The organism is Klebsiella sp. RHBSTW-00484 (assembly GCF_013705725.1).
In the GTDB taxonomy this organism is placed as follows: Bacteria; Pseudomonadota; Gammaproteobacteria; order Enterobacterales; family Enterobacteriaceae; genus Klebsiella.
In genome coordinates, this window is sequence record NZ_CP055481.1 from 901,276 (window position 1) to 927,898 (window position 26,623).

Genomic DNA, 26,623 nt, shown 5'->3' on the forward strand with positions numbered 1-26,623 from the left:
ACGGCCATGGCGGGACAGATAACGTTTTTCCCTCTTTCATCCGTGTGCTGGACGTTCAGCGACGGGGCAGGCTGGCATATTGACGTGAACCCTGCGTCTTCTGCGGTTCTGTTGCTGCGACCCATAGCGCTGTTGCCTGCCGGCGCACCTTTACTGCGCTGGCGCGATGGCCAGCTTTTACTGGATATCGGCAGGTTCTCCCTGCCGCTCAGTGCCCGGGAGTGTGCCGTTTCGTGGCGCAGCCCGAAAATCCCGCGCCGGCTTTACTGCCCGCGTATGACATTACGGGAGCTGGGGCACCTGCTGAATGTCAGTGCGTTCGTTTTTATCTGCGGCGGTTACGATCCGGCCGCCTCACAAAGGAGATACCGGTAATGTACAGAACGGTTTTCATTCTGGCCCTGAGCTGTGTGATGCTCAGCGGCTGCTCAACCTCCAAAGAGGAAATGCTGCCGGCGGGCGATAACACCATGCTTGAACTGTGGAACGGGGCGGACGGTGGCGGCAGTACTTCCCGCCAGTCTGCGGCGGCCCGCGACACGCTGCGACGCCCGCTGACGGGCAGCGAAACGCAGGCGGACGCGCAGGCCGACCGCAGCTACAGCCGTACTCAGGAAAGCGAAATCACCCAGCAGTTTCCCCGGCTGCCCAACCCCGACATGGTGATGTACCTGTATCCTCACCTGGCAGACGGTAACACTCCTGTGCCGGGTTACAGCACCGTGTTCCCGTTCTACAGCCAGACGCAGTATGCCATGCCTGGCGAGCGCACGGAGGCCCTGTAATGCTTTCACTGTTTACGCGTAATAAATCCACCGACCGGCAGACGCCGGTTGATGACGGCCAGTCCTTTCAGGCAGATGAAACCCTGACCGCGGCCGTGAAGGGCCGGCAACCCCTGAAGCGCCCCGGGAAAATGACGCGCCAGGATGAGGAGAAGGTTTATCACGCCAATCCGTCCATCATTGACTTTTTGCCTTGGGCAGAATTTCTTGATGAAGAGCAGTGTCTCCTGCTTGATGACGGCGTGTCGGTGGGGGCCGTTTATGATGTGACACCGGTGGCGACCGAAGGGCGAACCGAAGAGCGCCTGGAGCAGATCCGTGACTCGGTTGAGGATGCGCTTCAGGACAGCTTTGATGAACATGACGTGAATCCCTGGGTCGTGCAGTTCTTCTGCCAGGACGAGGACGACACTGACGCGTACCTGGACAGGCTGCGCGGGTATGTCAAACCGCATGCACAGCGCACGGCGTTTACCGACGCCTGGCTGGGTGAAATGGAGCGCCATATTCGCAGTATCTCCCGGCCTGAGGGACTTTTTACTGACTCGCTGATTACCGGCCAGCCGTGGCGCGGGCAGCAGCGCCGCACCCGGATGGTTGTTTATCGCTGGCTGGGGAAAAGCCGCGATCCGATGCCGCCGGTGGCGATGCTCAATCAGGTGTGCGACCGGGTCGTGAATGCCCTGGGCGGGGCGGGGATCCGCTGCACCCGGCAGAACGGCCTGCAGGTGCATGGCTGGCTGCTGCGGCTGTTCAATCCGTCACCGGACTGGGTGGAGAAAACCACGCTCTATCGGCAGGCTGCTTACGCAGACCCGCGCGAGACACCTGAAGGCACCGTGCCGGTCAGCAATGATTTTGCCGAAACCCTGTGGTTCACGCCGCCGGTTTCAGACCCGGAAAACGGCGTGTGGTGGATTGACAACAAGCCGCACTGCGCGGTGGCGGTGGAAAAACTGCGTACACCGCCGGAGCCGGGCACCCTTACCGGCGAGAAAAGCCGGGGTGAAAAGAAAATTAATGCCCTGATGGATATGTTTCCGGAAGGGACCATGGTGTGCATGACCGTGGTGGTACAGCCCCAGGACCGGCTTGAAGAGCAGTTTAACCGGCTGTCGAAAAATGCGGTCGGTGAGAATACCGAGTCGGGCCGCGTCCGCCAGGATGTGAAGACGGTAAAAGAGTATCTGGGCAACCGGCACAAGTTGTACCGGGCGGGAATCACCTTCCTGCTGCGCGGCGATGACATGACCAGCCTGAAGCGCAAGCGGCTGGAGCTGTCCACCGTGCTGCTAGGGGCCGGTCTGCAGCCGGTACGTCCGGAGTTTGAAGAGGGTCCGCTGAACAGCTGGCTGCGGGCGCTGCCGATGTGCTTTAACCCGGACAGCGACAAAAAACACTGGTATACCCGTCTGACATGGGTTCAGCACCTGGCAGGACTTTTGCCGGTAACCGGGCGGGAAACCGGCACGGGGCACCCCGGCTTCAGCTTTTTCAACCGCGGCGGGGATACCCTGACATTCGATCCGCTCAACAAGCTCGACCGCACCCAGAACGCGCATCTGCTGTTGTTCGGCCCGACCGGGGCGGGCAAGTCGGCCACGCTGTGTGCCGCGCTCTCCCAGCTGATGGCCGTCCACCGTCCGCGGCTGTTTATTGCGGAGGCCGGGAACTCGTTCGGCCTGCTGGCCGACTTCTTTGACAGCCTCGGGCTGACGGTGAATAAAATCAGCGTCAAACCCGGGAGTGGCGTCAGTCTGCCGCCGTTTGCTGATGCTCACAAACTGGTGGAAGAAGGCCTGGCCGCCCAGGCCGTGGATGAGAGCGACCTGCCGGATATCGACACGGACGACGATAGCGAGGATGACAAGCGTGACGTTCTCGGTGAAATGGAAATCTCCGCGCGCATGATGATCACCGGCGGCGACCCGAAAGAAGAGGCCGACCTGAAGCGCGCCGACAGGGCGATGATACGTGAGGCGCTGCTGATGGCGGCGCATGCCACGTATAAAGAAGGGCGGCAGATGCTGCCGTCTGACCTGCAGCAGGCGTTATATGCCATTGCCTCTGACAACGATGAGGGCGTCATCAATGTCCGCAATGCCCAGCGAAAGGCGAAAGCGGCGGAGATGGCGGAATCCCTGGGCATGTTTACCCAGGCCGGCAGCTTTGAAGCGGAGCTGTTCAACCGCGAAGGGGAGCTGTGGCCGGAAGCGGACGTGACGCTGGTTGACCTGGGGCATCTGGCGCGTGAGGGCTACGAGGCGCAGATGGCCCTGACCATGGTCTCGATGACAAACATGATTAACAACATCGCGGAGCGTGACCAGTTTCTGGGCCGGGATATTGTCTTCACGGTGGATGAGGCGCATATCGTGACGGTCAACCCGCTGCTGTCGCCGTATATGACCAAGGTGGTCAAGATGTGGCGTAAGCTCGGTGCCTGGCTGTGGCTGGCCACCCAGAACCTTAAGGACTACCCGGATATTGCCGAAAAAATGCTGAACATGGCTGAATGGTGGATTTGTCTGACCATGCCCCCGGAAGAGGTCAAAGATATCAGCCGTTTCCGCGCGCTCACGCCGGAGCAGGAATCGGTGCTGCTTTCCGCCAGTAAACTGTCGGGTTGTTATACGGAAGGCGTGGTGCTGGCGAAACGGATCGAAGCGCTGTTTCGTGCCGTGCCGCCCAGTCTCTTCCTGGCACTGGGCATGACGGAAAAAGAAGAGAAAGCCGAACGCCGGGCGCTGATGAATGAATTTCACTGCAGCGAACTGGAGGCGGCAAAACGCGTCGCGCAGAATCTGGACCGTCTGCGCGGTCTGACGGAGAAACAACAGGAGCCTGCCACGGTATGATGACACTGAAGTACCCTGAACCCGCCATTCATGAGCACAGTGGTGGTGCGCTATTCACCCTGTCGCCTCAGGGGGAGCCCGGCGTGCTCCCGGCGACACATCAGCACCTTGTGAGGCTGCGGGCGATGCTCAGGCAGCGCCTGACCGGCCCGGTCAGAATGACCTGTCACCCGCACCGGGTGGGACTCAGCAGCAGCGTGGCCATCTATCTTGAGGGAAAGCTGAAGCAGGTGGTGAACATCCTTATCACCGTGACGGGGCAGACAAGCTGGCCGCAGGAAGAGGAGTATGCGCATCCGCGCTGGTATATCACGGTGCCGGATTCGGCTGATCTGGTGTATCTGATGCTGTGGATTAACGGGCTTGACGTATAACTACAGACTTGCCTTCACCAGGGGCATGATAATAAAAATTACTTAATGCTTTTTTGATACCGGCCGCCAGGGCCGGTTTTTTTATGAGCGTTTAACCAATTTCAATGCTAAATATATTATAACTTCCAAAGTGCTTTTTAAGAGCGAGTAGTTGCTATGGCGGGTACTTCAGAAAAAGATATCAAGTTACTGTGGGGCCGCGCAGCAGGGCGCTGTTCTTACTGCCAGTGTGACCTTACACATATCATGGATGGTTTAGGCAATTATCATGTAGGTGAAATGGCTCATGTTATCGGTAAGAAAAAAGGTGCAGCCAGGACAACTGAGGGTACAGGACCTGATACCTATGACAATTTGATCCTTTTATGCCCAACCCATCATAGGATGATCGATAAGGCTCCAGAAGGGGCCTATCCGAATGAAATGCTTTTTCAGTGGAAAGAGAAACACGAATCTTCTGTTGCAAATGCTTTTAAGAAGGCTGTTTTTGATAGTGTTGAGCAACTTAAAGAAGAAATTGCGTTAATGCTTTATGAAAATAATAAATGCTTTACTCATTATGGACCATATTCTGAAGCTGCAAAAGATATGGGTTCTAATACTCAAGAATTGTGGGAGCTAAAAAAACTAAGTGTGATGGTGCCTAATAATCGTAAAATAATAAATGTAATTGAAGGTAATATGGGTTTATTAAGCGCCAGGCAAAAACGGTTGTATATTGACTTTAGAGATCATGCCGAAGCTTGGAAATACAATCAGTATAATAGATTGGATACCTATCCTTTATTTCCTGAAGAGTTCCAGAAGGAGTTCGGTTATGAATAATAATTCATGGGGTGTCAGTTTCGCATCGATTTCATGGTTTGACGATTATTTGAAATATCATAAAAATGTCAAGGGTTTTATTCGCGAAAAGGATATAGTCTTTCGTGTTGAGAGGAAAATTCAAAATGATATGTTGACGATCATTCTTCTGAATGAATACACAATGAGTGTGACAAAAATACTCAAAGTTATCAAATAGTTTGGTGGGGTGGATATAATCGTTGTTGGTGGTAATTGGAATAGCTACACATCTGGTGCCAAAGAGCATGCTATACAGCAAGAACTTGGGTTGTTTAATTCGGCAGAAATCGGCGCGGCTTTATTCAAAAATGATTACTGGAATTTCCATAGAAAAGATAGAAACGGCAGTCCGCAATATCATATTAGAGAGGAGCAGTAACGTAGTGGGAATATATGGGTTTGGATCTTTTTTTCGAGCTCAAACTTACAATGACATCGATATAATGATAGTGGTAGATTGCCCTTTTGAAGAGCTTCTAGGCCTTTATGAGGAGTGTGTAGAAGCTTTAAGTTTGTTAGGTACGGAAACTGGAGAAGAGTTTCACTTGCTTTTCCTTACTTATCAAGAGTTTAAAGAGAAATCATTGATTGAATCTGGTTCTTTGATCCCTATTTTTATTGGTTCATAGAAATTTCTCACGATAACCCATATGGCAGTTAAGCCGTTATTATATAAATGAGATTTTCACAAAGTTACTCTGTACTCCTAACATTCATTAAGTGGTAGAAAAACTTCTGAGTACGGGATTTTAGTTTATTACGGTTTTTCTGAGCGGCCACGGGCACGCTGTCAGGCGATTCAGTCTGACGGAGTCCCGATTCATGAAACTGACCTCTCTTGTTTTCCTGCCGGCTCTGCTGCCGGCATCCGTACTGGCCGGCACGGCCATCTTCACCGACAGTCACCATCTGCCGGCAAATCTGCCGCCGGACGTGCCGGTGGTCCTTCTTGATGGTCCTGACCGGCTGCAGGCCGACATATTCGGGGAACTGCCTGCAGATCCGCAGCAGGCCGAGGCACACGTCAGGCAGGTTATGGCGTCTCCTGCCTGGCAACAAAAACAGCTGCAGCTGAATGATTCCTATCGCCAGGTGGTCCGGGCCTGGGAACTGGGCATTAAAAAAGTGCCGGCAGTGGTGTTTGATGACCGCGATGTGGTGTACGGCACCAGGGATGTGGCCGTGGCCACATCCCTGCGTAACCGGGGAGGTGGTCAGTGAATACAAAACCTTCCCGCATCAGAACCACGGTGTGCTCGCTGGCGGTTGCCACGGTACTGGGTACGGCAACCGCGCCGGCAGCTGTTGCAGCACTTAACACTGCGCAGATTATTGCCAGCGCCGTGTCGCAAAACTGTATCAGCTGGCGTGTCAGTGGCATCTGTTACTGGCTGTTCTGCACCCCCTTTGGCTGCAAGGTGCGCACGTCGGTCAAAGTCACCCACTTCATTCCTCAGACAGTCGTTTCGACCTATGTCGCGCCGGGCGGCAACCCGTGGCAGGAAATGGCGTTTGTCAGCCAGACCGCCGGCGGGCTGGAAAGTGCTGTGACCAGCGGGCTCTCCGGTGTTTCTGCCGGAGGAGCCAATCCGGCCGACATGAAAAATCCCGGCCAGCGCAAGTCCGCCGTGCGTTTCAAGTATGCCGATGCGATTGGCCACCCGGCCACCTCCCTCATTGGCGGCAGTATTCCGGGCTATTCCTGTGACACCGCAGCCACCCCGTTAATGCCTTACTTCCTGAGTACGCTGGATTCGGCGGCCTGGCGCACAGGCGTACCGGAGTCCCTGTATCCGGAAGCTCTTGTGCCCGGCCAGCGGGAAATCGGCAGTCAGGCAGCAGCCAATATGTGGGGCAACATCTATCCCCGTTCGGGGTTTATCAGCCAGACCGATGATGACAAAGCCTCTGCCGTGGTGGCGCAGCGTGTGGCAGACATTATCACCCGCGCCGGGCAGCCCCATGTTTATCAGGTGCTCCTGGGCAGCCGTCATGACGGGTACTGGCCACCGGGCGAGGTCACGGAAAACACCGGCACGCGCAATCACAAATGGCAGCGGCTGGCTCCCCACATGACTCAGTCATGTGCCGTATTCCCGGACGGGAGCTATACCGCCGCGAGCGATAACAATGAAGCCTTTGCGCTCTGGCAGCCTTACAGTTGCTGCAAAAAGCGCGGGCAGAAATTTCTGGGCAGCACTGATATCTGATGAGGAAAACCGTGAAAAAATCACCTTCATTTTCAGCCGTTCGCTTAAGCCTGCTGCTGACCGGCTCCCTGCTGACTGTCCTCCCGGGCGCGCACGCGGCCGATGATGACAATACCATCCTGGGCATGTCCCTGCCGCAGGTGAACAACAGCGCCATCGGTTACGGCAAATCCGTCGATGGTGCGGTGTCGGACAAGCTCTTCTACACCCTCGGCGGCGGCTCGGTCATTTCCCAGCCGGCCACGCGCGGCAATATGCAGAAGCTGGGGCTGAATACCGGCTGGAGCAGTGACCTGATGTGCGGCAATTTTGATCTGAAAACCACCGTCGGCAATCAGCTCAACGGCGTCACATCCGGCTTTAAAAACCTGATGGGCGACGTGATTCAGGGGGCCACCGGCGCGGTGGCCAGTCTGCCGGCGATGGTCATTCAGCGGGCCAACCCCGGTCTGTATGACATGCTCACCAACGGCGTGCTTCAGGCCAATGTGTCATTCGACAAGGCGCAACTCAACTGCCAGAACATGGCGAAAAAAATGATGGACTTCAGCGACAGCAGTAACTGGACGCAGCAGGCCATGATGGATGAATACAAGTCTGTTGTGAACAGCGGAGATACTGATGCGGTTCGTGCAGATGAGGCGGGGCGGAAAGTCACCGGCACGTCGGGCAACAACTGGATTGGTGGTCAGAAACGTGGGGGGGCGGGGCAGCCCGCCATCCGTGTCACCCATGACCTTGTTGCTGCCGGCTACAACATGATGAACGGTTTACCTGTCACCGCTAATTCGACTGTCGGCGAAAGCAGCTGTAACGGTGGCGCATGCTCTAAATTCGGCAGCGCGGAAGAGGCGGCGGCCATGACCGTGAAGGTGCTGGGCGATCGTTCGATGCGCACCTGTGCCAACGCGAGCGAATGTACCAGCGGTGATGCGGATGACCAGCCCGGTACGACCGTTGCCGGCACCGGCTTTGCCCCACTACTGGAAGAGGCAACCAAAGCCAACGCTGAGCAGCTGGTCAGGCTCGTCAACGGTACGGAAAAGCCGACGGCCGCGAATCTGGCGAAGCTGAAAACCGGCGGACTGCCGGTGACGGCCGGCGTGATTAAAGCCCTGCAGCGTGATCCGGATAATGCTGCCCTGACCGCCCGCCTTGCCGGCGAACTGGCCATGTCTGACACGGTGGAAACGGCGCTGCTGATGCGTCGCATGATGGTTACCGGTATGTCGGAGCCGAATGCCGCTGCCCAGCCAAAGGCCATTGATACCGCCGGTCAGCGTATCGAGGCGCTGGACCGGGAAATCGCGGCGCTGAAAAACGAGATGGAGATGAAGCGCGAACTATCACGTAATTCGGTGCTGACCATTATCGACAGGGAGAACCAGCGCGTCGAAACCAACCCGCAGACCCAGTCTGATGACAATACCGACAGTCGCTTCAACCAGATGGCAGCGCCGCAGTCGGCTGAATGAGGGAATAAGGATGCGTAATAAAACGACTGTCAGGAAAGTCCTTACCCGTGCCGGCATCTTCCTCGCCTGCATGGCGCTGTTCATGGTGGTCTCACTGATGATGGCTGACACCGCCATGAAACATCCGACTGAAGCTGCTGCATTCCGGAGCTGGATGCAGTCGACGCGTTACGGCTGGCTGATGTGGCGACTGGCGCTGTATGCGCTGGTTGCCTGGGGCCTCTGGAAAATCCGGCATGCGCCGGGCTTCTGGGAGGCATACCGGCGGCCGCTGCTGCGCATCAGTGTGGTCAGTGTGCTTTTTATCGCGTTGTGTGAGTACGCGATGTTTACCGGTCCGGGAGCCTGACGATGACAACAAACAGCTATCTTGAGTATTTTCTCACGCTGCTCGGCTGGGTGATCAATAACGGCCTGTGGAATGTCCTGCTGAGCACCGGGCTTTTTGTCCTGCCGCTGGCGTTTAAGGTGGTGGGGATCTGGCTGAAGGTCCGTGAAGAAGGGGAGGATGAAGGCAACAAGGGGATGCTGTCGCTGCCCCGTATCGAGAACGCGCTGTATGCCGGTTTCCTGGTGATGATTGCCTGCTGCGTACCGCTGATTAATGTCAGCCTCAGTACGATGCAGTACGACACAACCCGGGCAAAGAGCTGTGGTGTGTGGACGCCAAAAGCGCCGGATGAAAGCGGCTATGCCGGCGTGGTCACCAGTCTCAACGACCAGACGGCTGCAGCACCGGTATGGTGGGTGCTGATTCATAAACTCTCGAAAGGGGTAACCCAGGCGGCGGTGGCGACCATTCCCTGCCGCCCTGACATGCGGCAGATCCGCTTTGAAGTGCAGCATACGCGTATCGACAACAAAGCGCTGGCGCAGGAGCTGCAGGACTTCACCAACGACTGCTATTCGGTTGCGCTGTACCTGTGGAAGCAGCAGGACCAGGGACAGACAAAAGATAAAACCACGCTGCGTGATATCGAATGGATTGGCAGCAGTACATTCCTGAGCCGGTACTATCCGTCGCTGCAGTCGAAACTGCCACGGGCGGCGTTCCCGTGGAGCGACAGCCGGGACAGCGGCCGGCCCAATACCGGAAGAGGCGGTTATCCCACCTGCAGCGAGTGGTGGAGTAGTACGGACACCGGACTGAAAGCACGGGTGAAGGACCAGGCCGACCCCGATATGTGGCTGCGTATCTCGGCCGCAATGAAAATGTCAGGCTTTAACGACAGTGACTACCAGGAAGCCGTCATCCGTCGTCTGGTCAGCCCGGAAAGCCTGACGGTCTCACAGAATGGTCACGTGTATGCCGGCTATGGCGGCAACGCCGATTTCACCCTGGATAATGCAGCAGCACGCGTGGCGGCCATTGGCGGGACATCTCTCGGCAGTCTGGCCGCGTTCCCTGCGTTCGATGCTATGCGGCAGGCGCTGCCAATGGTGCAGGCCATCCTGCTGATGGCAATATATGTCATGCTGCCGCTGATCCTGGCATTTGCGGCCTACGAATTCAAAACCGTTATTACGCTGACCTTTGTGATGTTTGCTCTTAACTTCCTGACATTCTGGTGGGAACTGGCGCGCTGGCTCGACAGCTGGTTGTTAACCGCGTTGTACAGTTCGGATACACACAGTCGGTTCAATATGGCGGGACTGCAGAACAGCTCAGATGACCTTATTATGAATCTGGTGATGGGAGCGATGTTTATTGTACTGCCTGCTGTCTGGCTGGGAGCTCTTTCGTGGGCAGGGGCCAGCGTGGGTGTCGCTGTTAGCGCTGCCTTTCAAAAGGGTACTGAAACTGCTCAGAATACAGGCGGGAAACTTGGAGAAGCTGCTGGTAATGCTATCGGCAGTAAAGCAACCAAAGGGTAGTTTTACTGGTACAGTTGATTCGGCCTAATCTTCACTCGGGGATTTGTAAGGAGCGCCATCATATTCATTATTGGTGGCGCTATTCATTACAAATTCATCATGAAAATTATTTTCACCTTTCTTTTCATTAAAACTATTTATTGAAGCATTTTCAGAGCCAGATCCGATATGTGTTATGGCAGCAATTAAAGCCCATAATAAAACTGCGCTGCAGCTTATCAGGAGACCGCCTGCTATAAGCGCAACTAACGAACAAAGGACAGCTAAAAGCAGCGGCATGTGGCCTAACCACTTCGGCAGTTTGTATAGTTTAGCCAGCATGACGCAGCGCTGATCTAAACGTGTAAAAATTTTTTTGGTACCCTTCCATATTGCAGCGAGACGAACACCACGTTCCCAGGCGCGTTTCTCTTGAGACTGATACATATCCCCCTCCGAATTAGGTGAGTTCTCAGGGACTATAGCGGATTTTTTGAGCAATTGCTAATTACTGTTTCAGCACTCTGGGCTACCTAATAAATTCTTTAAAATCATAAGGTTAATATTTTTACCAATGCGTTACGACTACGCCATCATAGAAGGGGATTCTATGCGTAATGTAGTGGTCAACTAAAACTGGCCTCTACTTTGAGTTTTTCCAGTATCGTTTTTCCGATTCGTTTGGTGGTAACGCGCCGTTATATTCGTGTGGCCTGAGTTCGCTGTAATACCCAACAATATAGTAAGTTATCGCATGGGCAGTATCGCTGAAGCTTATATAGCCAGTCGCTGGCACCCACTCATTCTTCGGCTTCTGAAGAAGAGTTCCATTGGGCTATTATCCCAGCAATTTCCACGCCGACTCATACCTTGTCTGATCCGATATCGCCACAGACATTGCCGGAACTGCCTGCTTGTAAAGTGGCAGCCTTGATCGCTGTGGAACATCACCCCGGCAGGCTTGCCGCGAATTTCCCACGCCATTTCCAGCGCTTTGATAGTCAGTCTGCTATCCGGTGAGAACGACATTGCCCATCCCACTGGTTTCCTTGCGAACAGTTCGAGAACTACGGTGAGGTAAGCCCAGCGCTTGAATCACCTTGTTTATATCTGTCCCAGATAATCGCCTTCTGTTCTGGTATGTAGTTAATCCGAGTTCTTCGTTTCATGGCAACGTCCCACTTGATTAAGGTAGCGTTACATCGACCCGTTGAACTCACAGCACGAGGCGGACATGCTAACGGGGCAAGATATCTGGGGGGCACAACATAACCTACCAGACAACGAATTTCATCAACTCGTGGAAACATTGACTGCCATGATTATTCAGTCTTTGATGTAAGATTAGCCCCTACCCAGATTACCAAATTCTTCATCAGAGGATTTCTATGCGCAATTCCGAGATATATGTGTCAGTTGATATTGAAACGTCAGGTCCTGTTCCCGGAATTTACAGCCTCCTATCAATTGGGGCTTGTCTGGTGAGTGATCCTGAGAACGCACTGTACCTTGAACTTCAACCAGAGGGCGAGAAGCATGATGCTGAATCTCTTGTTGTGACTGGGCTTGATATTAACCGACTACAGAGCGAGGGACTTGCTCCAGAACAGGCTATGTTAAAGCTAAAAGACTGGCTTGCTTCTTTAATTTCTCAACATCGGAAACCCATTTTTGTCGGTCTGAATGCCCCATTTGACTGGTCATTCATCAATTACTACTTTCACAAGTATATTGGCAGCAACCCCTTTGGTTTCACAGCCATAGACATTAAAGCCTGCTACATGGGGGCTATGGGGTGCGAGTGGTCAGACACAAAATCATCACATATGTCTGCAGTCCTTGCCCCTCTAACCCAACCCACGCATAATGCGCTTGATGATGCCCGTTTTCAGGCTGAACTTTTTTCTTTATTACTCGCGCGATCAGGCCGTTAGTTGTGATTCTGCTAAAAGGGACAGTCCATTCTGACAGCTTCAAAATACCCCCCCTCTCTAAATAACCAAGCTTTAATTCCTGAAGTATCTGGAGAGGTGCCGACGATAATGGCTACAGGATGCGGAAGTACCTGAGAGTAACGTTTCGCAAAGCGGGAAAAGCTCGAAATATCTGCACTCGATATCTGCGGTATTACCTGAGGATGCGTATGCCAGTATCCTATTAATCGTAACCCAAGAGCATTTGCCTTCTGAATCTCCTTCTTACAGCGTTCAGGGTCTAACTCAAGCCATGTTCGCCCTGCGTTGTCGGCTTTGTGTGGTGCTGTTGCAAGAGACAAAATGATACCGTCTGGATGATTGGGGTCGACAAAAAGCTGACCCCCTCGCTCATGTTCCCCACTTATTTGCCGATTACAGTGAAAAATATCAGCCGCGGAGTGGGATACCAGTAAGACGTCCTCAACACCGGGCCATTTCCAACTCCAGGTAACCTCCATTATTTTCCACCCTCATGTGTAGACTCGGGCCAAGCCCGCTCCAGAACAGTTTGAATGGTTCCTGTCGGTAAGTCAGGGCCGATATACGTCCCGCCCTGCACCTGTGCATCAGCAGGGCGGTTTATGCTTGTTAACCAGAGCGATTCCTTTTTAATACCGTTCAGATACTGAATCGATGCCTGCGTTATCATTGTGGCGATGGTATTCATACCCGCTGCGTTCCCGGGAATAAAACTTTCCCCGCAGGCAGGTAGCGGAACAACCCCTCCTTCCGGCCACTCTGTATATTTGTGACTAAAGTCGCCGTTGTCACTGAATAAGTGCCTGCCATCATAGTCACCTCGAGGTGACGCTAATGCATGTCCCACAAGCGTATGAGGCTCACTCCATCCCTGAATAAATGCCCATGATTGACCTTTTGCTTTTAGTTTCCACAAACTAGCTTCAGACTCCCAGTCAGCTGTTGTGATGATGACTAAATCAGCAGTTTGAAGAAGGTCAGGCTTGTCTTCCAAGGCAAATTGCACATACGTATTAAAAGCTTTGACCTCAGAAGTTGGATGATCCTGCATGAGCCTGGTTTTAAGTGCATCGACTTTGAATTTACCTAAATCATCCATGCCAAGCACATGCCTTCCCATATTGGCGGACTCAAAAGTATCTGGGTCGATAAGAGTCAGATGCTTAAGTCCCGACCTTGCAAGTTGTGATGCAACAGCCCCACCCAGCGATCCTACCCCGATGAACACAACGTGTGCTGCTTCCAGCCCTCTGATGCTGCCGCTTAAATCTCGCGCATAGAAATCTGTACGATCAATGACGTTTAATCTGGAGGAATAAATAATTGCAGGATGTTGCCCGGTTATCGCCAGAGGTTTCCGACGTGCGGAGCGCGATCCGAAGAATGGGCTACGGCGACGAGTATCTACCTTTGCAAAAACATTCAGTGTGTATAAAGGCGCGCCGGCTTTGCCAGGTAACTCTAGAATCAGCCATCGGGAAATAAGTGAGCTACTGGTACTAAACCACGTGGAAAGTTTTGTCGCATCCGCCTCAGATACATGAGGGAGGATCCACGACAACAGCTCTGCCGGTGCTGGAAACACGAGTCCAGGAAAACTTTTGAGTTTTACAAAAAAACCGCCTGCATGTGGAGAGCGTATCGTGACTTGCCTTCCCATAATCCGGCGGGCATGGCTACCAAGAGCTTTTATATCTGATGATAACCAGACTGACTCATAGCCTGAGGGAACGATGTATCGAGAATCACTGAGTGCGAATAGTTCAGAAGCATATTCTGGCCGCCCAATGAGCAATACATTCCGTACAGACCTACCGTGCTGTCTTATCCAGTAAGACGTAATCTCATTCTGAAATTCGAGATTACGTTTATCTGCGTTTGCGCCCTGGATGGATAAAGACAATATTTTCTTCAGCCGATTAATGCTGTCGCGAACTACTGTGTCAGGTGACCCCGTAACTGGCTCTTCTTTAAACCCGTGAAGACATAGACCTGCTTTTGTTGCGTGTGGCCAAACAAGCCAAGGTGAGGGATCCACATACAGATTGAGACCAGCGGATGGGAATCCCTTGGGAAATCCTATGTGCAATGTCCTTTCTATGCCCAGATAATCTGTTGGAAGCGGGAAACGGTATGCTACGGTTTCATCTGAGCGCGCTTTGGTGTGCTGCAGTAGACCTGCGGCATTACCTGTGTTTAGGAGTGCCTCAAGTGTGGCAATTCCCTGTGCAACCGCATCATCTGGAATATTAACCAAGTCGACCTACCGGTTTCGTATCAGCCTGAGATTGATCGCTGCCAGCCACACCTCCAAACAGCGCTCCCATTGAAACAGAGTTTCGGTTCATACCTGAAGGCCGACCCGGCATTGTCCAGTTAGCGGGGATACTAGTATTTACTTCATCTACAAATGAACGCCCGATTCCGAAGCTTTCGTTTACTGCCTTGGCAAATGATTCCACGGATGAATAGCTTTCAAGTCCAAGGCTGAATGCCTTGCAGGCACTTTCATGCCATTCATAGAACGCCCTTTGGTAAGCAGAGCCTTCTCCTGGGCGATTCCATTTTTCTGCAAAGTTTTCGCCGCTATCCTCTGGATTACAGACCATGTATTCCTGTCCATTGCTTCGAATGAAGTTTGGCATAGTTCTGACGATCTCAAGAATGGCTTCAAGTGGCGTAAATGGCCTTTGCCGCGATTGCATTGCTACATTCAGCCAGGCGTGAGCGGCGAGCGTTGTGATGACAGCTGAAATTGGGCGCGATCTTTCATTTTTAGTGCGAATAGCCCATTCATCGCGATGACGTTTCAGAAGCTTGATACTGGCTCTAAGTGGATCCTCAGTCTGATATTCTTCATATTCGGGTAGTGGGGCTATGGTCGCGGAATCTGCAACAGCCCGACTTTTATTGAGAGCAACATAATTTTCAAGCATGATTTGACTCTCCGAAGCATCATGGAGCCAGTCTGCATAGGGGATAGGGCTGCTCGCTTTCCACCCAGTTTCTCTATCTGGTACTTCAAGCATGCCATGGCCGTGAGTTTCATCATTCCAGCTGCGGGGTCGTGCTGGGGTCACGTCAATATGAAAACCTGGGTTCTGATCTGCATAAACAACACGTACCCCTCTTCGCAGAGGCTTTATGTCCTCATGAACGCGACTGCCTTCCTGAAACCGTTTTTCTATCGTTTCAAGCACAGTGTCCGCTGATACTCCTCTGGAATTCGGGAGCCAGACAATTGCATCTGCATCAATTGTGCCCAGGTCTGCCGGCGCATCAGACACGGGGTTGATGGTAGTTTTAAGGCGCATAGATCCCTGCGGAAAAATATGTGCATCCTGCAGAATAGGATCATCGGAAGCTGAGAGGATTGTCTGCAGTTGTGCGTAGCGGCCATTAATTTTTTCATACTGCGGACCGGTCAGAGAAATCGCTCTTGCTGCTCGAAGAAGGAAAAATTCCCAGCTGCTGTGTTTAGTCTGTTCATTATTCATTTCTGTGACTCCTGAGGGTGGCCGATAGTCAGCATTGACCGGAACTGGTTTGAATTACTCTCTCTATCAAAAATTACATAAGGGTGCTGATGCTGCGTCGTCAGCAAAGCACCAAATTCAATTGCAAGCGCTGCAGGGATCGCAGCAAAGACGCTGATAGGTTGCTCCGATTCTGCTTCAAGTTGACTCAAATGCTTTTGAAGTTCATCCCGGAATGTGTTGATAACATTCCGGTTTGAAACCATCGCATATGAGGGCTCTGGAATAGTGAACGACGCGATTCGCACGCCCGGCAGCACTGCTTCAATATCCCGTTCAGGAATAGTCGCCGATATCGAAAGGACTAAGGCCAGTGGCCCATTACCTTGAGGTGCTGGAGAGAATATATAATCAGGAGGAGAAGCGGATTTAGATGGCCAGCGAAGACCATGTGTGCGACTTCTGGAAAATAAATACCGGTTAGAGCGGTCTCCGATGGCTTGTCCGAGCATAATCAATGCAGGGATGTCTGCGAGACCCACGAGGGCTAAAGCAGGCATATCGCCGAAGCTGCCTCCGCGTTTGGCTAATTCCCCTGAAATCTTCTGCTCGATATCGTCCTTAATTAATTGCCAGTACAAGTCATCCCTTCCGCGGGGGCCAGGCTCTCTGAAAGTGATGTTAATTGTGTGACCAAACGCAGTCAGTCCCTCGGAAGACATCGCTGTCAGCAATTCCCCTGCCGGGATATTATTGGTAGATGCAAAATGCTGACTCTGAACAATTAGCGGTATAGCCCGTCCTTCAGCAGGCTGAGAGGCTGCAAGGCGTATACGAGCAAGACAGCTTTCATGCAGGCCACTCAAATCATCTTCAGGATAACCGTCATCATCGCGATCTATTTTTTCGTGACAATTTGGGCACAACAGCATCAGATTTGAGAAGTCATTAGTAAGATTTTGAGCCTGTTCATCACTATGCTCTTCTCGCCCTCTGGGTCCTTTGGGGCTAGCCGGAAGTATATGTGCGACCTCACCCCACTGCATGGATGTGCCCACGCGAAAATCATGCGTCAGGTCTGTTCCACAAAGCTCGCAGTGTCCTGCCATCCTTACCCATACCATCTGTTTTACTTCGGATTTGGTGTTAAATCTTCCACCTTTTTTCTTGGGGGGGGCTTCTGCGTTCAAGTGATTACCTCCAGAGGAAATAAAAAAACAGTTCATCAAAGTCTAAAGTGGTGCTTAATTCATCATCTTCAATGGATGCATAAGTTAAATTAATAAAAAACGCTATAGTGTTGAGTTAAAGCAACTTTTAGATTTAAGAAAGCATAAAATTGATGATTGATGGTATAAAATGTGGTTAATTTGATAAAACTTAAAATAATCAGTTTGACGTGCCCCTGTTCATCAACATATCGCATTAGTAATGCTTTATCAGTGACCTGAGAGCACCCCCATGCAGAAATGTTCATCCGAAGAACAGATCCTCAGTATTTTCCGCGAAACCTGTGTCGAGCCACTTCTGTAGATGACGCCCGCTGTTGGCACGAAGCAGTCAGACAATCGGGAAAAGGTAGTTACCATTATGTGTTAATGATAACTACCATTTTTTGATTCTGCTATTTTAATTCGATGTAGAGACCAAGCGCGATACAAAAAGCATGCAGTAGAATTGGTAAAAGAAGCCCTCTACTTTAATATCTTGCTCCACAGAAAATTAATGAAAGTGCAAACATTTGGATTTTGGTGGGGAATGAATATTGTTTGTGTATAACTGCAAACAAAAAAGAAACAGTCAATCCGCCGATAATATAGCCCGCCTTTTCACCAAAAGCGTTTAAGAAAGAACTCAGGATAATTCCTCTGAAAACCAGTTCCTCCAGAAGTGGGAAAATAATAATAGTGGCTGCAATTTTTACAGCTGCCATTTCGTGTGACAAACCTTTAGTAAAATCTGTAACGAAGGGTTCTTTCGGCGTAAGGTAGTATGAAGCAGCGTAAGCAATAATTATGAGCGCAAGAAAAACAAATGACTGCTTGTTAGGTTTTCCCCAAGTTAATCCTTGGTAAGGTGAGGTGTTATTTAATAAGTGGGTTATGGATAAAAAAACACAAGCATTATTAGAGGCTTAATTATCTGCAAATGTAATATTGAGAAATTAAGCTTGGTCATTAAGAATATATTTAGATCAATAGAGGTTAATAATAAATAAAAGAATAAAAAGTTAGATAATCCGAAAGTAAGAATTAGAAAGCGTTGGTTGAAAATATGCATATCAACCATTTTCATCGGAGAAAACTACATATTAATCACCAAAAAAAACGATGTCTACATCCATTTGACGTCGTATTTCCCTGTTGGTACTATTAAATTGTTGTACTGTCGCACTGGCGACCACCAATGCTCTTGTAGCCTGTGATGAGCGCCTTCGGGTGGCTACAGTCGCACTTAAGCTGCGACCACCAATGTTCCGGCAGTCTGTGAGGAGCGCCTTCGGGTGACTGCACAATAAAACTCTCTAAGCCTAGAAGGGAGTACATGAAAAATGTGGCAAATCTGCTCACCTTTGAAAGCAGATATCGTCTATGAAAGCGCACTATGACGCGGCGATGAAGGTTTACTGTGTAGCAAAGCTGCCAGTTTCAATTCACTTCCGTTCTGTGAACGGCATCAGTTCAACGTCTTCTCATTTGCAGTGATACGCCCTGAGTTTCGTACGACTTTTGCGCCGACGTATAAGGCCATTTGGTACATTTGGCCGCTTACGGAGTTGCATTAGGAGCACGAAGCTGCGTGGCGTCACTTGTGAAGTGGCGAAGACACTACCAAGTGACGCGCGCAGCGCATAACGTCTCAACCCACGTAAGACGTGGTTTTCAACGTTTTACTACCATCTGACCAACATGTAGCCCGTGTCAGTGCGGTTTTAAAATCACTTTCACATCAACGTAAGCACGACGGGAGGCCGTCTGAACGTTCAACTATCAGTAAGGAGGAAATCGACTCGGTATCGATGGCGACACTACGAGCAGTAGTGTTGGAGGCAGCTTGACGTAAGTCAGCTCTGCATAAGCAGCAAACAGATCAGAGATCTGGGGTGCCTCGCAAGAACTCAACAATTCGCCGCCCCGATGCACAGATACCAGTCGAGACGCAGGAAGCGCAACAGCAACCGTGTCGTCGGGGAATGAATTGCTGGTCTACAGATCCGTCTGCTTCTTTACAAGCAGAGGGACGTGTATGCCTTTGGAGAGAGTGAAATGTCCAGATTCAGTAAACAGCTGTGCAAACAACTCGTCACGCTTGCCCGTCAGGGGCGGGGAAGTTATAAAACGGTGGCTGACCGTTCAAGAATCGCAGAACGTTTTTCTGAACGACTGTCTGAACTGAATATTCAGATCAGGGACGTAAAACATATCAAAACTTCCCATATTGAAAAGTATATTGAGAGCAGGAAGGCAGATAGTTTATCTCTCAGGACGTTACAGAATGAGATGTCTGCTATCCGTTCTGTTTTATTATCAGCAGGAAGAAATAAACTGGCCGATCCCAGTCACATTAACCTGAGTAATCAGGCGCTCGGGATTTCTGGTGCTAACCGGGATGGAACTAAACTTCCCATTACAGACGAAAAACTTAATGCTGTGGTCAGTTTTGCCCAAAGAAAAGACGAGGGCGTTGCTCTTGCTGTGCAACTTTCCCGATATCTTGGATTGAGAACAGAAGAAACCGTTCAGTCTGCAAAGTCTTTAAAGACATGGAGGCAGGCACTGATTAATAATCATGAGCGTGTCCGTGTTGTTTTCGGGACTAAAGGCGGACGTCCAAGGGAAACGACAGTTTTTAATCGCGAAAAAGTTTTATCAATTCTTGACAAGGCAATTAGTTATGTCAGTGAACATAACGGAAAACTGATTGATAAACCCTCTCTGCATACCGCTATTGATCGCTACCGTAATATTGTAAGAGAGGCCGGAATGAATGGTAAAAATGCGCCGCACAGTTTACGTTACGCTTACTCCCGCGATGCTGTAAATCACCATATTAAAAATGGAATGAGTCGCGATGAATCCGAGGCATTAGTTTCAATGGACCTGGGCCATGGAGATGGTCGGGGGCGTTATATTAAACAAGTTTATTTTCGTAAGGAAACAGAATAGATTGTATCGCTACTGAATTTTCAGGATGTACAGCCACAGCTCATGCAGGGCTGTGGCTTCTTTAAATTATCAATCAGTAAATTTACATGTTCGAATAGCTTTAATGCTTGATGCGCCAGCAAGTCTTACTGTTTCATTTATTGACTTTCCGTTTCTGAAAGGATTGATTGTCTCTTTTTTACTTGTTGGATTTATTTTTAATCTGATAATTGTTTTGACATGCAAAAAAATGTCGTTTCTTTATTCCGGGTGTGTGAGTCATTCGCATTTTTCTTGACAAGATATCCGCAAGTACTGCTGCCAGTGGGGAGTCTGGAGTTGCTGTACATGATGATGGGTGAGTTTTACCCGACATGTACGGGTAACTCGCAGTTCCCCACCCATGATAGTTTATAAAGTTATTAATGAATCAAAAATAAAAACCTTCAGCATGTAATATTGATATTAATATCTTTGACCGCGTCAATATCCATACCTGTAAAATCAGGGGGCAGTATTACCCCGAACTATTTATTTCGGCAGGATTTCTGCTGTGATATGTACTTTATTTCCCATGCGGGCTTCGGTAATTTTATAATACCTGTCACCCTGCTTGTCAGCCTGCTGGCGAATTTTTTCTTCCGTCTGCTCCAGTGTATCGCCTGTTGCCGTCACGGTTTGAGCACAGACTGAAAAAGGCAGGATTATAGAGAGGAATAACGTCATGATATTTTTCATTGATAATCCCTTGATTAATAATTAAATGGATGACTTAAGCCAGGCTGCGATATTCTGGGTAATGCTGTCAACCTGTTGATGACTATTTTAATCTGTAGTCATTCAATCCTTGTAACATCAGGATTGGATTGGCCCCTATATTTCCATACACTTTTTATCACTTAACCCATGACTGGTTCGTCGCCGCAGATATTCCCGTGGCGAACGATACCCCAGTGCACTATGCGGATGCCATTCGTTGTAATGTTCGAAGGCCTCCGCAAGGTTCTTTACCGCTGTTAACCCGTCGGGTTTCGGCATGATGCTGATGTAATCGCGCTTCATCGTTTTCACGAAGCTCTCTGCCATCCCGTTGCTTTCCGGGCTACGTACCGCCGTATGTTTAGGCTCCAGTCCTACCATTCTGGCGAACTGACGCGTCTGATAAGAACGGTAGGCTGAACCGTTGTCTGTCAGCCACTCAACTGGGGATGTCGGCAGGCTGTTACCGAAGCGACGCTCCACGGCACCCAGCATGACGTCCTGCACGGTTTCACTGTCATATCCACCGTTACTGGCCGCCCAGTAAAGTGCCTCGCGATCGCAACAGTCCAGAGCGAACGTGACCCGCAGTTTTTCACCGTTATCACAGCTGAACTCGAAGCCGTCAGAGCACCACCGCTGGTTACTTTCTCCAACGGCCACTTTCCCTGTATGCGCCCGCTTCGATGGCGGTATTTCCGGTTTACGCTCAAGCAGCAGCGCATTCTGACGCATGATGCGGTATACGCGTTTGGCATTGATCACCGCCATGTCGTCAGTTTCTGATTGTCTGCGCAGCAGTGCCCATACCCGACGATAACCATAGGTGGGCAGATCGCCGATAACGGTATGGATACGGGCCAGCGCGTCAGTATCATCAGGCTTGCGCTTGCACCGACGATCCTGCCAGTCCTTCGACCGACGGGCCATGGCATGCAGTTGCGCACGTGAGACCCGGAGGCAACGACTGACAAGGCTTATTCGCCATCCTCCGGCAACAAGGGCACGTGCGCTATCCACTTTTTTTGTCGGCCATATTCAACGGCTTCTTTTAGCAGCTCGTTTTCCATGGTTTTCTTGCCCAACAGGCGCTGCAGCTCTTTAATTTGCTTCATCGCAGATGCCAGCTCCGACGCGGGCACAACCTGTTCTCCTGCGGCAACGGCTGTAAGGCTGCCTTCCTGATACTGCTTACGCCACAGGAACAGCTGACTGGCAGCAACGCCATGCTGACGGGCGACCAGCGACACGGTCATTCCGGGCTCAAAACTCTGCTGAACAATGGCGATTTTTTCCTGAACACTTCGCCGTCTGCGCTTCTCTGGACCTAAAACATCAATCATTCGGACTCCAACGACTAGTCTAAAAACTAGTATTAAGACTATCACTAACTTAAGTGATACCAACTGTCTGGAGATTCAGGGGGCCAGTCTAAGGATGATCCTGGTGTCAGTGAAAATACGAAATCAACACGTTGGTATCATTACCCACCTGTGAACTGACGTCGGCATTTTGAATCTCACTTCGGCGTGCCCCCTCCGAATGGCGCAAAACATTTCGTGGTATGGCATGATAGCACCCGAAGAGAGTCAATTCAGGGTGGTAAATGTGAAACCAGTAACGCTATACGATGTCGCAGAGTATGCCGGTGTCTCTTATCAGACCGTTTCCCGCGTGATGAACCAGGCCAGCCACGTCTCTGCGAAAACGCGGGAAAAGGTGGAAGCGGCGATGGCGCAGCTGAACTACATTCCCAACCGCGTGGCACAACAACTGGCGGGCAAACAGTCGTTGCTGATTGGCGTTGCTACCTCCAGTCTGGCCCTGCACGCGCCGTCGCAAATTGTCGCGGCGATTAAATCTCGCGCCGATCAACTGGGTGCCAGCGTGGTGGTGTCGATGGTAGAACGAAGCAGCGTCGAAGCCTGTAAAGCGGCTGTACATAACCTTCTCGCGCAACGCGTCAGTGGTCTGATCATTAACTATCCGCTGGATGACGAGGATGCCATTGCTGTGGAAGCTGCCTGCGCTAATGTTCCGGCCCTATTTCTTGATGTCTCTGACCAGACTCCCATCAACAGTATTATTTTTTCCCATGAAGACGGTACGCGACTGGGCGTGGAGCATCTGATCGCATTGGGTCACCAGCAAATCGCGTTGTTAGCCGGTCCATTAAGTTCTGTCTCGGCGCGTCTGCGTCTGGCGGACTGGCATAAATATCTCACACGCAATCAAATTCATCCGATAGCGGAACGGGAAGGCGACTGGAGTGCCATGTCCGGTTTTCAACAAACTATGCAAATGCTGAATGAGGGCATCGTTCCCACTGCGATGCTGGTTGCCAACGATCAGATGGCGCTGGGCGCAATGCGCGCTATTACCGAGTCCGGGCTGCGCGTTGGTGCGGATATCTCGGTAGTGGGATACGACGATACCGAAGACAGCTCGTGTTATATCCCGCCGTTAACCACCATCAAACAGGATTTTCGCCTGCTGGGGAAAACTAGCGTGGACCGCTTGCTGAAACTCTCTCAGGGCCAGGCGGTGAAGAGCAATCAGCTGTTGCCCGTCTCACTGGTGAAAAGAAAAACCACCCTACCGCCCAATACGCAAACCACCTCTCCCCGCACGTTGGCAGATTCCTTAATGCAGCTGGCACGACAAGTTTCCCGACTTGAAAGCGGGCAGTGAGCGCAACGCAATTAATGTGAGTCAGCTCACTCATTAGGCACCCCAGGCTTTACACTCATGTGTCCGGCTCGTATGTTATGCGAAAATGTGAGCGGATAATAATTCACACAGGATACAACTATGACAATGATTACGGATTCACTGGCCGTCGTATTACAACGTCGTGACTGGGAAAACCCTGGCGTTACCCAACTTAATCGCCTTGCGGCACATCCCCCTTTCGCCAGCTGGCGTAATAGCGAAGAGGCTCGCACCGATCGCCCTTCCCAAGAGTCGCGCAGCCTGAATGGTGAATGGCGCTTTGCCTGGTTTCCGGCACCAGAAGCGGTACCAGAAAGCTGGCTGGAGCGCGATCTTCCTGACGCCGATACTGTCATCGTCCCCTCAAACTGGCAGATGCACGGTTACGATGCGCCTATCTACACCAACGTGACCTATCCCATTGCGGTCAATCCACCGTATGTTCCCACGGAGAATCCGACGGGTTGTTACTCGCTCACATTTAATATTGATGAAAGCTGGCTACAGGAAGGCCAGACGCGAATTATTTTTGATGGTGTTAACTCGGCGTTTCATTTGTGGTGCAACGGGCGCTGGGTCGGTTACGGACAGGACAGTCGTTTGCCGTCTGAATTTGACCTGAGCGCATTTTTACACGCCGGAGAAAACCGCCTCGCGGTGATGGTGCTGCGCTGGAGTAACGGCAATTATCTGGAAGATCAGGATATGTGGCGGATGAGCGGCATTTTCCGTGACGTCTCGTTGCTGCACAAACCGACCACACAAATCAGCGATTTCCATGTTGTTACTCACTTTAATGATGATTTCAGCCGCGCTGTACTGGAGGCAAAAGTTCAGATGTACGGCGTGCTGCGCGATGAGCTGAGGGTGACGGTTTCTTTGTGGCAGGGTGAAACACAGGTCGCCAGCGGCACCGCGCCTTTCGGCGGTGAAATTATCGATGAGCGTGGCGGTTATGCCAATCGCGTCACGCTACGTCTGAACGTCGAAAACCCGGCGCTGTGGAGCGCCGAAATCCCGAATCTCTACCGTGCGGTGATTGAACTGCACACCGCCGACGGCATGCTGATTGAAGCAGAAGCCTGCGATGTCGGTTTCCGCGAGGTGCGGATTGAAAATGGCCTGCTGCTGCTGAACGGCAAGCCGTTGTTGATTCGCGGTGTTAACCGTCACGAGCATCATCCTCTGCATGGTCAGGTCATGGATGAGCAGACGATGGTGCAGGATATCCTGCTGATGAAGCAGAACAACTTTAACGCCGTGCGCTGTTCGCATTATCCGAATCATCCGCTGTGGTACACGTTGTGCGACCGCTACGGCCTGTACGTGGTGGATGAAGCCAATATTGAAACCCACGGCATGGTGCCAATGAATCGTCTGACCGATGATCCGCTCTGGCTACCCGCGATGAGCGAACGCGTAACGCGAATGGTGCAGCGCGATCGTAATCACCCGAGTGTGATCATCTGGTCGCTGGGGAATGAATCAGGCCACGGTGCTAATCACGATGCGCTCTATCGCTGGATTAAATCTGTCGATCCTTCCCGCCCGGTACAGTATGAAGGCGGCGGAGCCGACACCTCCGCAACCGATATTATTTGCCCGATGTACGCGCGTGTGGATGAAGACCAGCCCTTCCCGGCTGTGCCGAAATGGTCCATCAAAAAATGGCTTTCGCTGCCTGGAGAACTGCGTCCGCTGATCCTTTGCGAATATGCCCACGCAATGGGTAACAGTCTTGGTGGCTTCGCTAAATACTGGCAGGCGTTTCGTCAATACCCCCGTTTACAGGGCGGCTTCGTCTGGGACTGGGTCGATCAATCACTGATTAAATATGATGAAAACGGCAACCCGTGGTCGGCTTACGGCGGTGATTTTGGCGATACGCCGAACGATCGCCAGTTCTGCATGAACGGTCTGGTCTTTGCAGACCGCACGCCGCATCCAGCGCTGACAGAAGCAAAACACCAGCAGCAGTTTTTCCAGTTCCGTTTATCCGGGCAAACCATCGAAGTGACCAGCGAATACCTGTTCCGTCATAGCGATAACGAGCTCCTGCGCTGGATGGTGGCGCTGGATGGCAAGCTGCTGACAAGCGGTGAAGTGCCTCTGGATGTCGCTCCACAAGGAAAACAGTTGATTGAACTGCCTGAACTACCGCAGCCGGAGAGCACCGGGCAACTCTGGCTAACGGTTCACGTAGTGCAACCGAACGCGACCACATGGTCAGCAGCCGGGCACATCAGCGCCTGGCAGCAATGGCGTCTGGCGGAAAACCTCAGCGTGACACAACCCTCCGCGCCCCACGCCATCCCGCAACTGACCACCAGCGAAACGGATTTTTGCATCGAACTTGGTAATAAGCGTTGGCAATTTAACCGGTTGTCAGGTCTTCTTTCACAAATGTGGATCGGCGATGAAAAACAACTGCTGACGCCGCTGCGCGATCAATTCACCCGTGCACCGCTGGATAATGACATTGGCGTAAGTGAAACGACCCGCATTGACCCTAACGCCTGGGTCGAACGCTGGAAGGCGGCGGGCCATTACCAGGCCGAAGCAGCGTTGTTGCAGTGCACGGCAGATACACTTGCCGACGCGGTGCTGATTACCACGGTCCACGCGTGGCAGCATCAGGGGAAAACCTTATTTATCAGCCGGAAAACCTACCGGATTGATGGAAGTGGTCAAATGGCGATTACCGTTGATGTTGAAGTGGCGAGCAATACGCCACATCCGGCGCGGATTGGCCTGACCTGCCAGCTGGCGCAGGTAGCAGAGCGGGTAAACTGGCTCGGATTAGGGCCGCAAGAAAACTATCCCGACCGCCTTACTGCGGCCTGTTTTGACCGCTGGGATCTGCCATTGTCAGACATGTATACCCCGTACGTCTTCCCGAGCGAAAACGGTCTGCGCTGCGGGACGCGCGAATTGAATTATGGCCCACACCAGTGGCGCGGCGACTTCCAGTTCAACATCAGCCGCTACAGTCAACAGCAACTGATGGAAACCAGCCATCGCCATCTGCTGCACGCGGAAGAAGGCACATGGCTGAATATCGACGGTTTCCATATGGGGATTGGTGGCGACGACTCCTGGAGCCCGTCAGTGTCGGCGGAATTCCAGCTTAGCGCCGGTCGCTACCATTACCAGTTGCTCTGGTGTCAAAAATAA

23 protein-coding genes and 1 pseudogene are annotated in these 26,623 nt (G+C 51.6%); 15 read left to right on the top strand and 9 right to left on the bottom strand.

What is annotated here, in order from left to right:
• Positions 1-6: 6 nt before the first annotated feature.
• The 11 genes from HV213_RS04340 to HV213_RS04390 all read left to right on the top strand — a co-directional run bounded on the left by HV213_RS04340 (position 7) and on the right by HV213_RS04390 (position 10,423).
• Positions 7-375, top strand: coding sequence for a hypothetical protein (locus tag HV213_RS04340; RefSeq protein ID WP_039187758.1), 369 nt, complete (start codon positions 7-9; stop codon positions 373-375).
• On the top strand, positions 375-785 hold the full coding sequence (locus HV213_RS04345) for a TIGR03751 family conjugal transfer lipoprotein (protein WP_006785978.1): 411 nt from the start codon (positions 375-377) through the stop codon (positions 783-785). Before HV213_RS04340 ends, HV213_RS04345 begins: the two co-directional genes overlap by 1 nt.
• Complete coding sequence (locus tag HV213_RS04350; protein ID WP_050310924.1) at positions 785-3,643, top strand: conjugative transfer ATPase; 2,859 nt, start codon at positions 785-787, stop codon at positions 3,641-3,643. Before HV213_RS04345 ends, HV213_RS04350 begins: the two co-directional genes overlap by 1 nt.
• The gene (locus HV213_RS04355; protein ID WP_039187756.1) at positions 3,640-4,017 is read left to right on the top strand and encodes a hypothetical protein; all 378 of its coding nucleotides are present in this window, start codon (positions 3,640-3,642) and stop codon (positions 4,015-4,017) included. The genes HV213_RS04350 and HV213_RS04355 overlap by 4 nt, the downstream gene beginning before the upstream one ends.
• 156 nt (positions 4,018-4,173) lie before the next feature.
• Positions 4,174-4,842 carry an HNH endonuclease signature motif containing protein gene (locus tag HV213_RS04360; protein ID WP_050310922.1) on the top strand — a complete coding sequence of 223 codons (669 nt, stop codon included), beginning with the start codon at positions 4,174-4,176 and terminating at the stop codon, positions 4,840-4,842.
• A gap of 329 nt (positions 4,843-5,171) precedes the next feature.
• Complete coding sequence (locus HV213_RS04365; protein ID WP_181484872.1) at positions 5,172-5,492, top strand: nucleotidyltransferase domain-containing protein; 321 nt, start codon at positions 5,172-5,174, stop codon at positions 5,490-5,492.
• A 193-nt stretch (positions 5,493-5,685) separates the two neighbouring features.
• Complete coding sequence (locus HV213_RS04370) at positions 5,686-6,084, top strand: TIGR03757 family integrating conjugative element protein (RefSeq protein WP_039187753.1); 399 nt, start codon at positions 5,686-5,688, stop codon at positions 6,082-6,084.
• Positions 6,081-7,073: a TIGR03756 family integrating conjugative element protein gene (locus tag HV213_RS04375; RefSeq protein WP_039187752.1), complete on the top strand. Its 993-nt coding sequence runs from the start codon at positions 6,081-6,083 to the stop codon at positions 7,071-7,073. Before HV213_RS04370 ends, HV213_RS04375 begins: the two co-directional genes overlap by 4 nt.
• The gene (locus HV213_RS04380) at positions 7,073-8,548 is read left to right on the top strand and encodes an integrating conjugative element protein (RefSeq protein ID WP_045282309.1); all 1,476 of its coding nucleotides are present in this window, start codon (positions 7,073-7,075) and stop codon (positions 8,546-8,548) included. The genes HV213_RS04375 and HV213_RS04380 overlap by 1 nt, the downstream gene beginning before the upstream one ends.
• 10 nt (positions 8,549-8,558) lie before the next feature.
• Entirely contained in the window at positions 8,559-8,897 is a 339-nt protein-coding gene (locus tag HV213_RS04385; protein WP_039187750.1) for a hypothetical protein, read from the top strand.
• A 2-nt stretch (positions 8,898-8,899) separates the two neighbouring features.
• Complete coding sequence (locus HV213_RS04390) at positions 8,900-10,423, top strand: conjugal transfer protein TraG N-terminal domain-containing protein (protein WP_039187749.1); 1,524 nt, start codon at positions 8,900-8,902, stop codon at positions 10,421-10,423.
• A 24-nt stretch (positions 10,424-10,447) separates the two neighbouring features.
• Here HV213_RS04390 and HV213_RS04395 read toward each other — a convergent pair whose 3' ends face one another.
• Together HV213_RS04395 and HV213_RS04400 are read right to left on the bottom strand one after the other, a co-directional pair.
• A complete protein-coding gene (locus HV213_RS04395; protein ID WP_048797722.1) occupies positions 10,448-10,849 on the bottom strand; it encodes a hypothetical protein in 402 nt (133 codons plus the stop codon).
• 196 nt (positions 10,850-11,045) lie between these two features.
• A pseudogene (locus tag HV213_RS04400) lies at positions 11,046-11,494 on the bottom strand (DDE-type integrase/transposase/recombinase); the annotation flags it as partial.
• 296 nt (positions 11,495-11,790) lie between these two features.
• Here HV213_RS04400 and HV213_RS04405 point away from each other — a divergent pair.
• Positions 11,791-12,336, top strand: a complete 546-nt coding sequence (locus HV213_RS04405) for a 3'-5' exonuclease (RefSeq protein ID WP_039187748.1) — start codon at positions 11,791-11,793, stop codon at positions 12,334-12,336.
• Positions 12,337-12,347: 11 nt separating this feature from the next.
• On the opposite strand, the gene HV213_RS04410 is transcribed toward HV213_RS04405, so the two are convergent.
• The 5 genes from HV213_RS04410 to HV213_RS04430 form a co-directional block, all read right to left on the bottom strand.
• Positions 12,348-12,836 (bottom strand): Mov34/MPN/PAD-1 family protein, encoded by a 489-nt coding sequence (locus tag HV213_RS04410; RefSeq protein ID WP_077267666.1) that lies wholly within the window; start codon positions 12,834-12,836, stop codon positions 12,348-12,350.
• Positions 12,836-14,614, bottom strand: a complete 1,779-nt coding sequence (locus HV213_RS04415) for a HesA/MoeB/ThiF family protein (protein WP_077267667.1) — start codon at positions 14,612-14,614, stop codon at positions 12,836-12,838. The genes HV213_RS04410 and HV213_RS04415 overlap by 1 nt, the downstream gene beginning before the upstream one ends.
• Entirely contained in the window at positions 14,607-15,854 is a 1,248-nt protein-coding gene (locus HV213_RS04420) for a nucleotidyltransferase domain-containing protein (protein ID WP_039187746.1), read from the bottom strand. Before HV213_RS04420 ends, HV213_RS04415 begins: the two co-directional genes overlap by 8 nt.
• Complete coding sequence (locus HV213_RS04425; protein ID WP_032636827.1) at positions 15,851-17,023, bottom strand: HNH endonuclease; 1,173 nt, start codon at positions 17,021-17,023, stop codon at positions 15,851-15,853. Before HV213_RS04425 ends, HV213_RS04420 begins: the two co-directional genes overlap by 4 nt.
• 509 nt (positions 17,024-17,532) lie before the next feature.
• Entirely contained in the window at positions 17,533-17,766 is a 234-nt protein-coding gene (locus HV213_RS04430; protein WP_181484873.1) for a CPBP family intramembrane glutamic endopeptidase, read from the bottom strand.
• A gap of 1,333 nt (positions 17,767-19,099) precedes the next feature.
• On the opposite strand from HV213_RS04430, the gene HV213_RS04435 reads away from it, so the two are divergent.
• Positions 19,100-19,999 (top strand): integrase domain-containing protein, encoded by a 900-nt coding sequence (locus HV213_RS04435; protein WP_039187744.1) that lies wholly within the window; start codon positions 19,100-19,102, stop codon positions 19,997-19,999.
• A gap of 510 nt (positions 20,000-20,509) precedes the next feature.
• Here the strand turns inward: HV213_RS04435 and HV213_RS04440 are convergent.
• Both HV213_RS04440 and HV213_RS04445 read right to left on the bottom strand, forming a co-directional pair.
• The gene (locus HV213_RS04440) at positions 20,510-20,716 is read right to left on the bottom strand and encodes a YdgH/BhsA/McbA family protein (RefSeq protein ID WP_050148996.1); all 207 of its coding nucleotides are present in this window, start codon (positions 20,714-20,716) and stop codon (positions 20,510-20,512) included.
• Between the two features lie 135 nt (positions 20,717-20,851).
• Positions 20,852-22,080, bottom strand: a protein-coding gene (locus tag HV213_RS04445; protein WP_110129298.1) for an IS3-like element ISEc36 family transposase whose coding sequence is annotated in 2 segments (ribosomal slippage) — positions 20,852-21,765 and positions 21,765-22,080 — 1,230 coding nt in all. Because the reading frame shifts where the segments join, the coding sequence is not laid out codon by codon here.
• 265 nt (positions 22,081-22,345) lie between these two features.
• Between HV213_RS04445 and lacI the strand changes: the two genes are divergently transcribed.
• Complete coding sequence (gene lacI, locus HV213_RS04450; RefSeq protein WP_016809493.1) at positions 22,346-23,428, top strand: DNA-binding transcriptional repressor LacI; 1,083 nt, start codon at positions 22,346-22,348, stop codon at positions 23,426-23,428.
• 120 nt (positions 23,429-23,548) lie between these two features.
• On the top strand, positions 23,549-26,623 hold the full coding sequence (gene lacZ, locus HV213_RS04455; protein ID WP_039184234.1) for a beta-galactosidase: 3,075 nt from the start codon (positions 23,549-23,551) through the stop codon (positions 26,621-26,623).

What these genes read in the sequence shown, in the direction of transcription:
- HV213_RS04340 (WP_039187758.1), top strand. Translation starts at nt 7, where the DNA reads ATGGCGGGACAGATAACGTTTTTCCCTCTTTCATCCGTGTGCTGGACG.
- HV213_RS04345 (WP_006785978.1), top strand. Translation starts at nt 375, where the DNA reads ATGTACAGAACGGTTTTCATTCTGGCCCTGAGCTGTGTGATGCTCAGC.
- HV213_RS04350 (WP_050310924.1), top strand. Translation starts at nt 785, where the DNA reads ATGCTTTCACTGTTTACGCGTAATAAATCCACCGACCGGCAGACGCCG.
- HV213_RS04355 (WP_039187756.1), top strand. Translation starts at nt 3,640, where the DNA reads ATGATGACACTGAAGTACCCTGAACCCGCCATTCATGAGCACAGTGGT.
- HV213_RS04360 (WP_050310922.1), top strand. Translation starts at nt 4,174, where the DNA reads ATGGCGGGTACTTCAGAAAAAGATATCAAGTTACTGTGGGGCCGCGCA.
- HV213_RS04365 (WP_181484872.1), top strand. Translation starts at nt 5,172, where the DNA reads ATGATTACTGGAATTTCCATAGAAAAGATAGAAACGGCAGTCCGCAAT.
- HV213_RS04370 (WP_039187753.1), top strand. Translation starts at nt 5,686, where the DNA reads ATGAAACTGACCTCTCTTGTTTTCCTGCCGGCTCTGCTGCCGGCATCC.
- HV213_RS04380 (WP_045282309.1), top strand. Translation starts at nt 7,073, where the DNA reads ATGAGGAAAACCGTGAAAAAATCACCTTCATTTTCAGCCGTTCGCTTA.
- HV213_RS04385 (WP_039187750.1), top strand. Translation starts at nt 8,559, where the DNA reads ATGCGTAATAAAACGACTGTCAGGAAAGTCCTTACCCGTGCCGGCATC.
- HV213_RS04390 (WP_039187749.1), top strand. Translation starts at nt 8,900, where the DNA reads ATGACAACAAACAGCTATCTTGAGTATTTTCTCACGCTGCTCGGCTGG.
- HV213_RS04395 (WP_048797722.1), bottom strand. Translation starts at nt 10,849, where the DNA reads ATGTATCAGTCTCAAGAGAAACGCGCCTGGGAACGTGGTGTTCGTCTC.
- HV213_RS04405 (WP_039187748.1), top strand. Translation starts at nt 11,791, where the DNA reads ATGCGCAATTCCGAGATATATGTGTCAGTTGATATTGAAACGTCAGGT.
- HV213_RS04410 (WP_077267666.1), bottom strand. Translation starts at nt 12,836, where the DNA reads ATGGAGGTTACCTGGAGTTGGAAATGGCCCGGTGTTGAGGACGTCTTA.
- HV213_RS04420 (WP_039187746.1), bottom strand. Translation starts at nt 15,854, where the DNA reads ATGAATAATGAACAGACTAAACACAGCAGCTGGGAATTTTTCCTTCTT.
- HV213_RS04430 (WP_181484873.1), bottom strand. Translation starts at nt 17,766, where the DNA reads ATGGCAGCTGTAAAAATTGCAGCCACTATTATTATTTTCCCACTTCTG.
- HV213_RS04435 (WP_039187744.1), top strand. Translation starts at nt 19,100, where the DNA reads ATGTCCAGATTCAGTAAACAGCTGTGCAAACAACTCGTCACGCTTGCC.
- HV213_RS04440 (WP_050148996.1), bottom strand. Translation starts at nt 20,716, where the DNA reads ATGAAAAATATCATGACGTTATTCCTCTCTATAATCCTGCCTTTTTCA.
- lacZ (WP_039184234.1), top strand. Translation starts at nt 23,549, where the DNA reads ATGACAATGATTACGGATTCACTGGCCGTCGTATTACAACGTCGTGAC.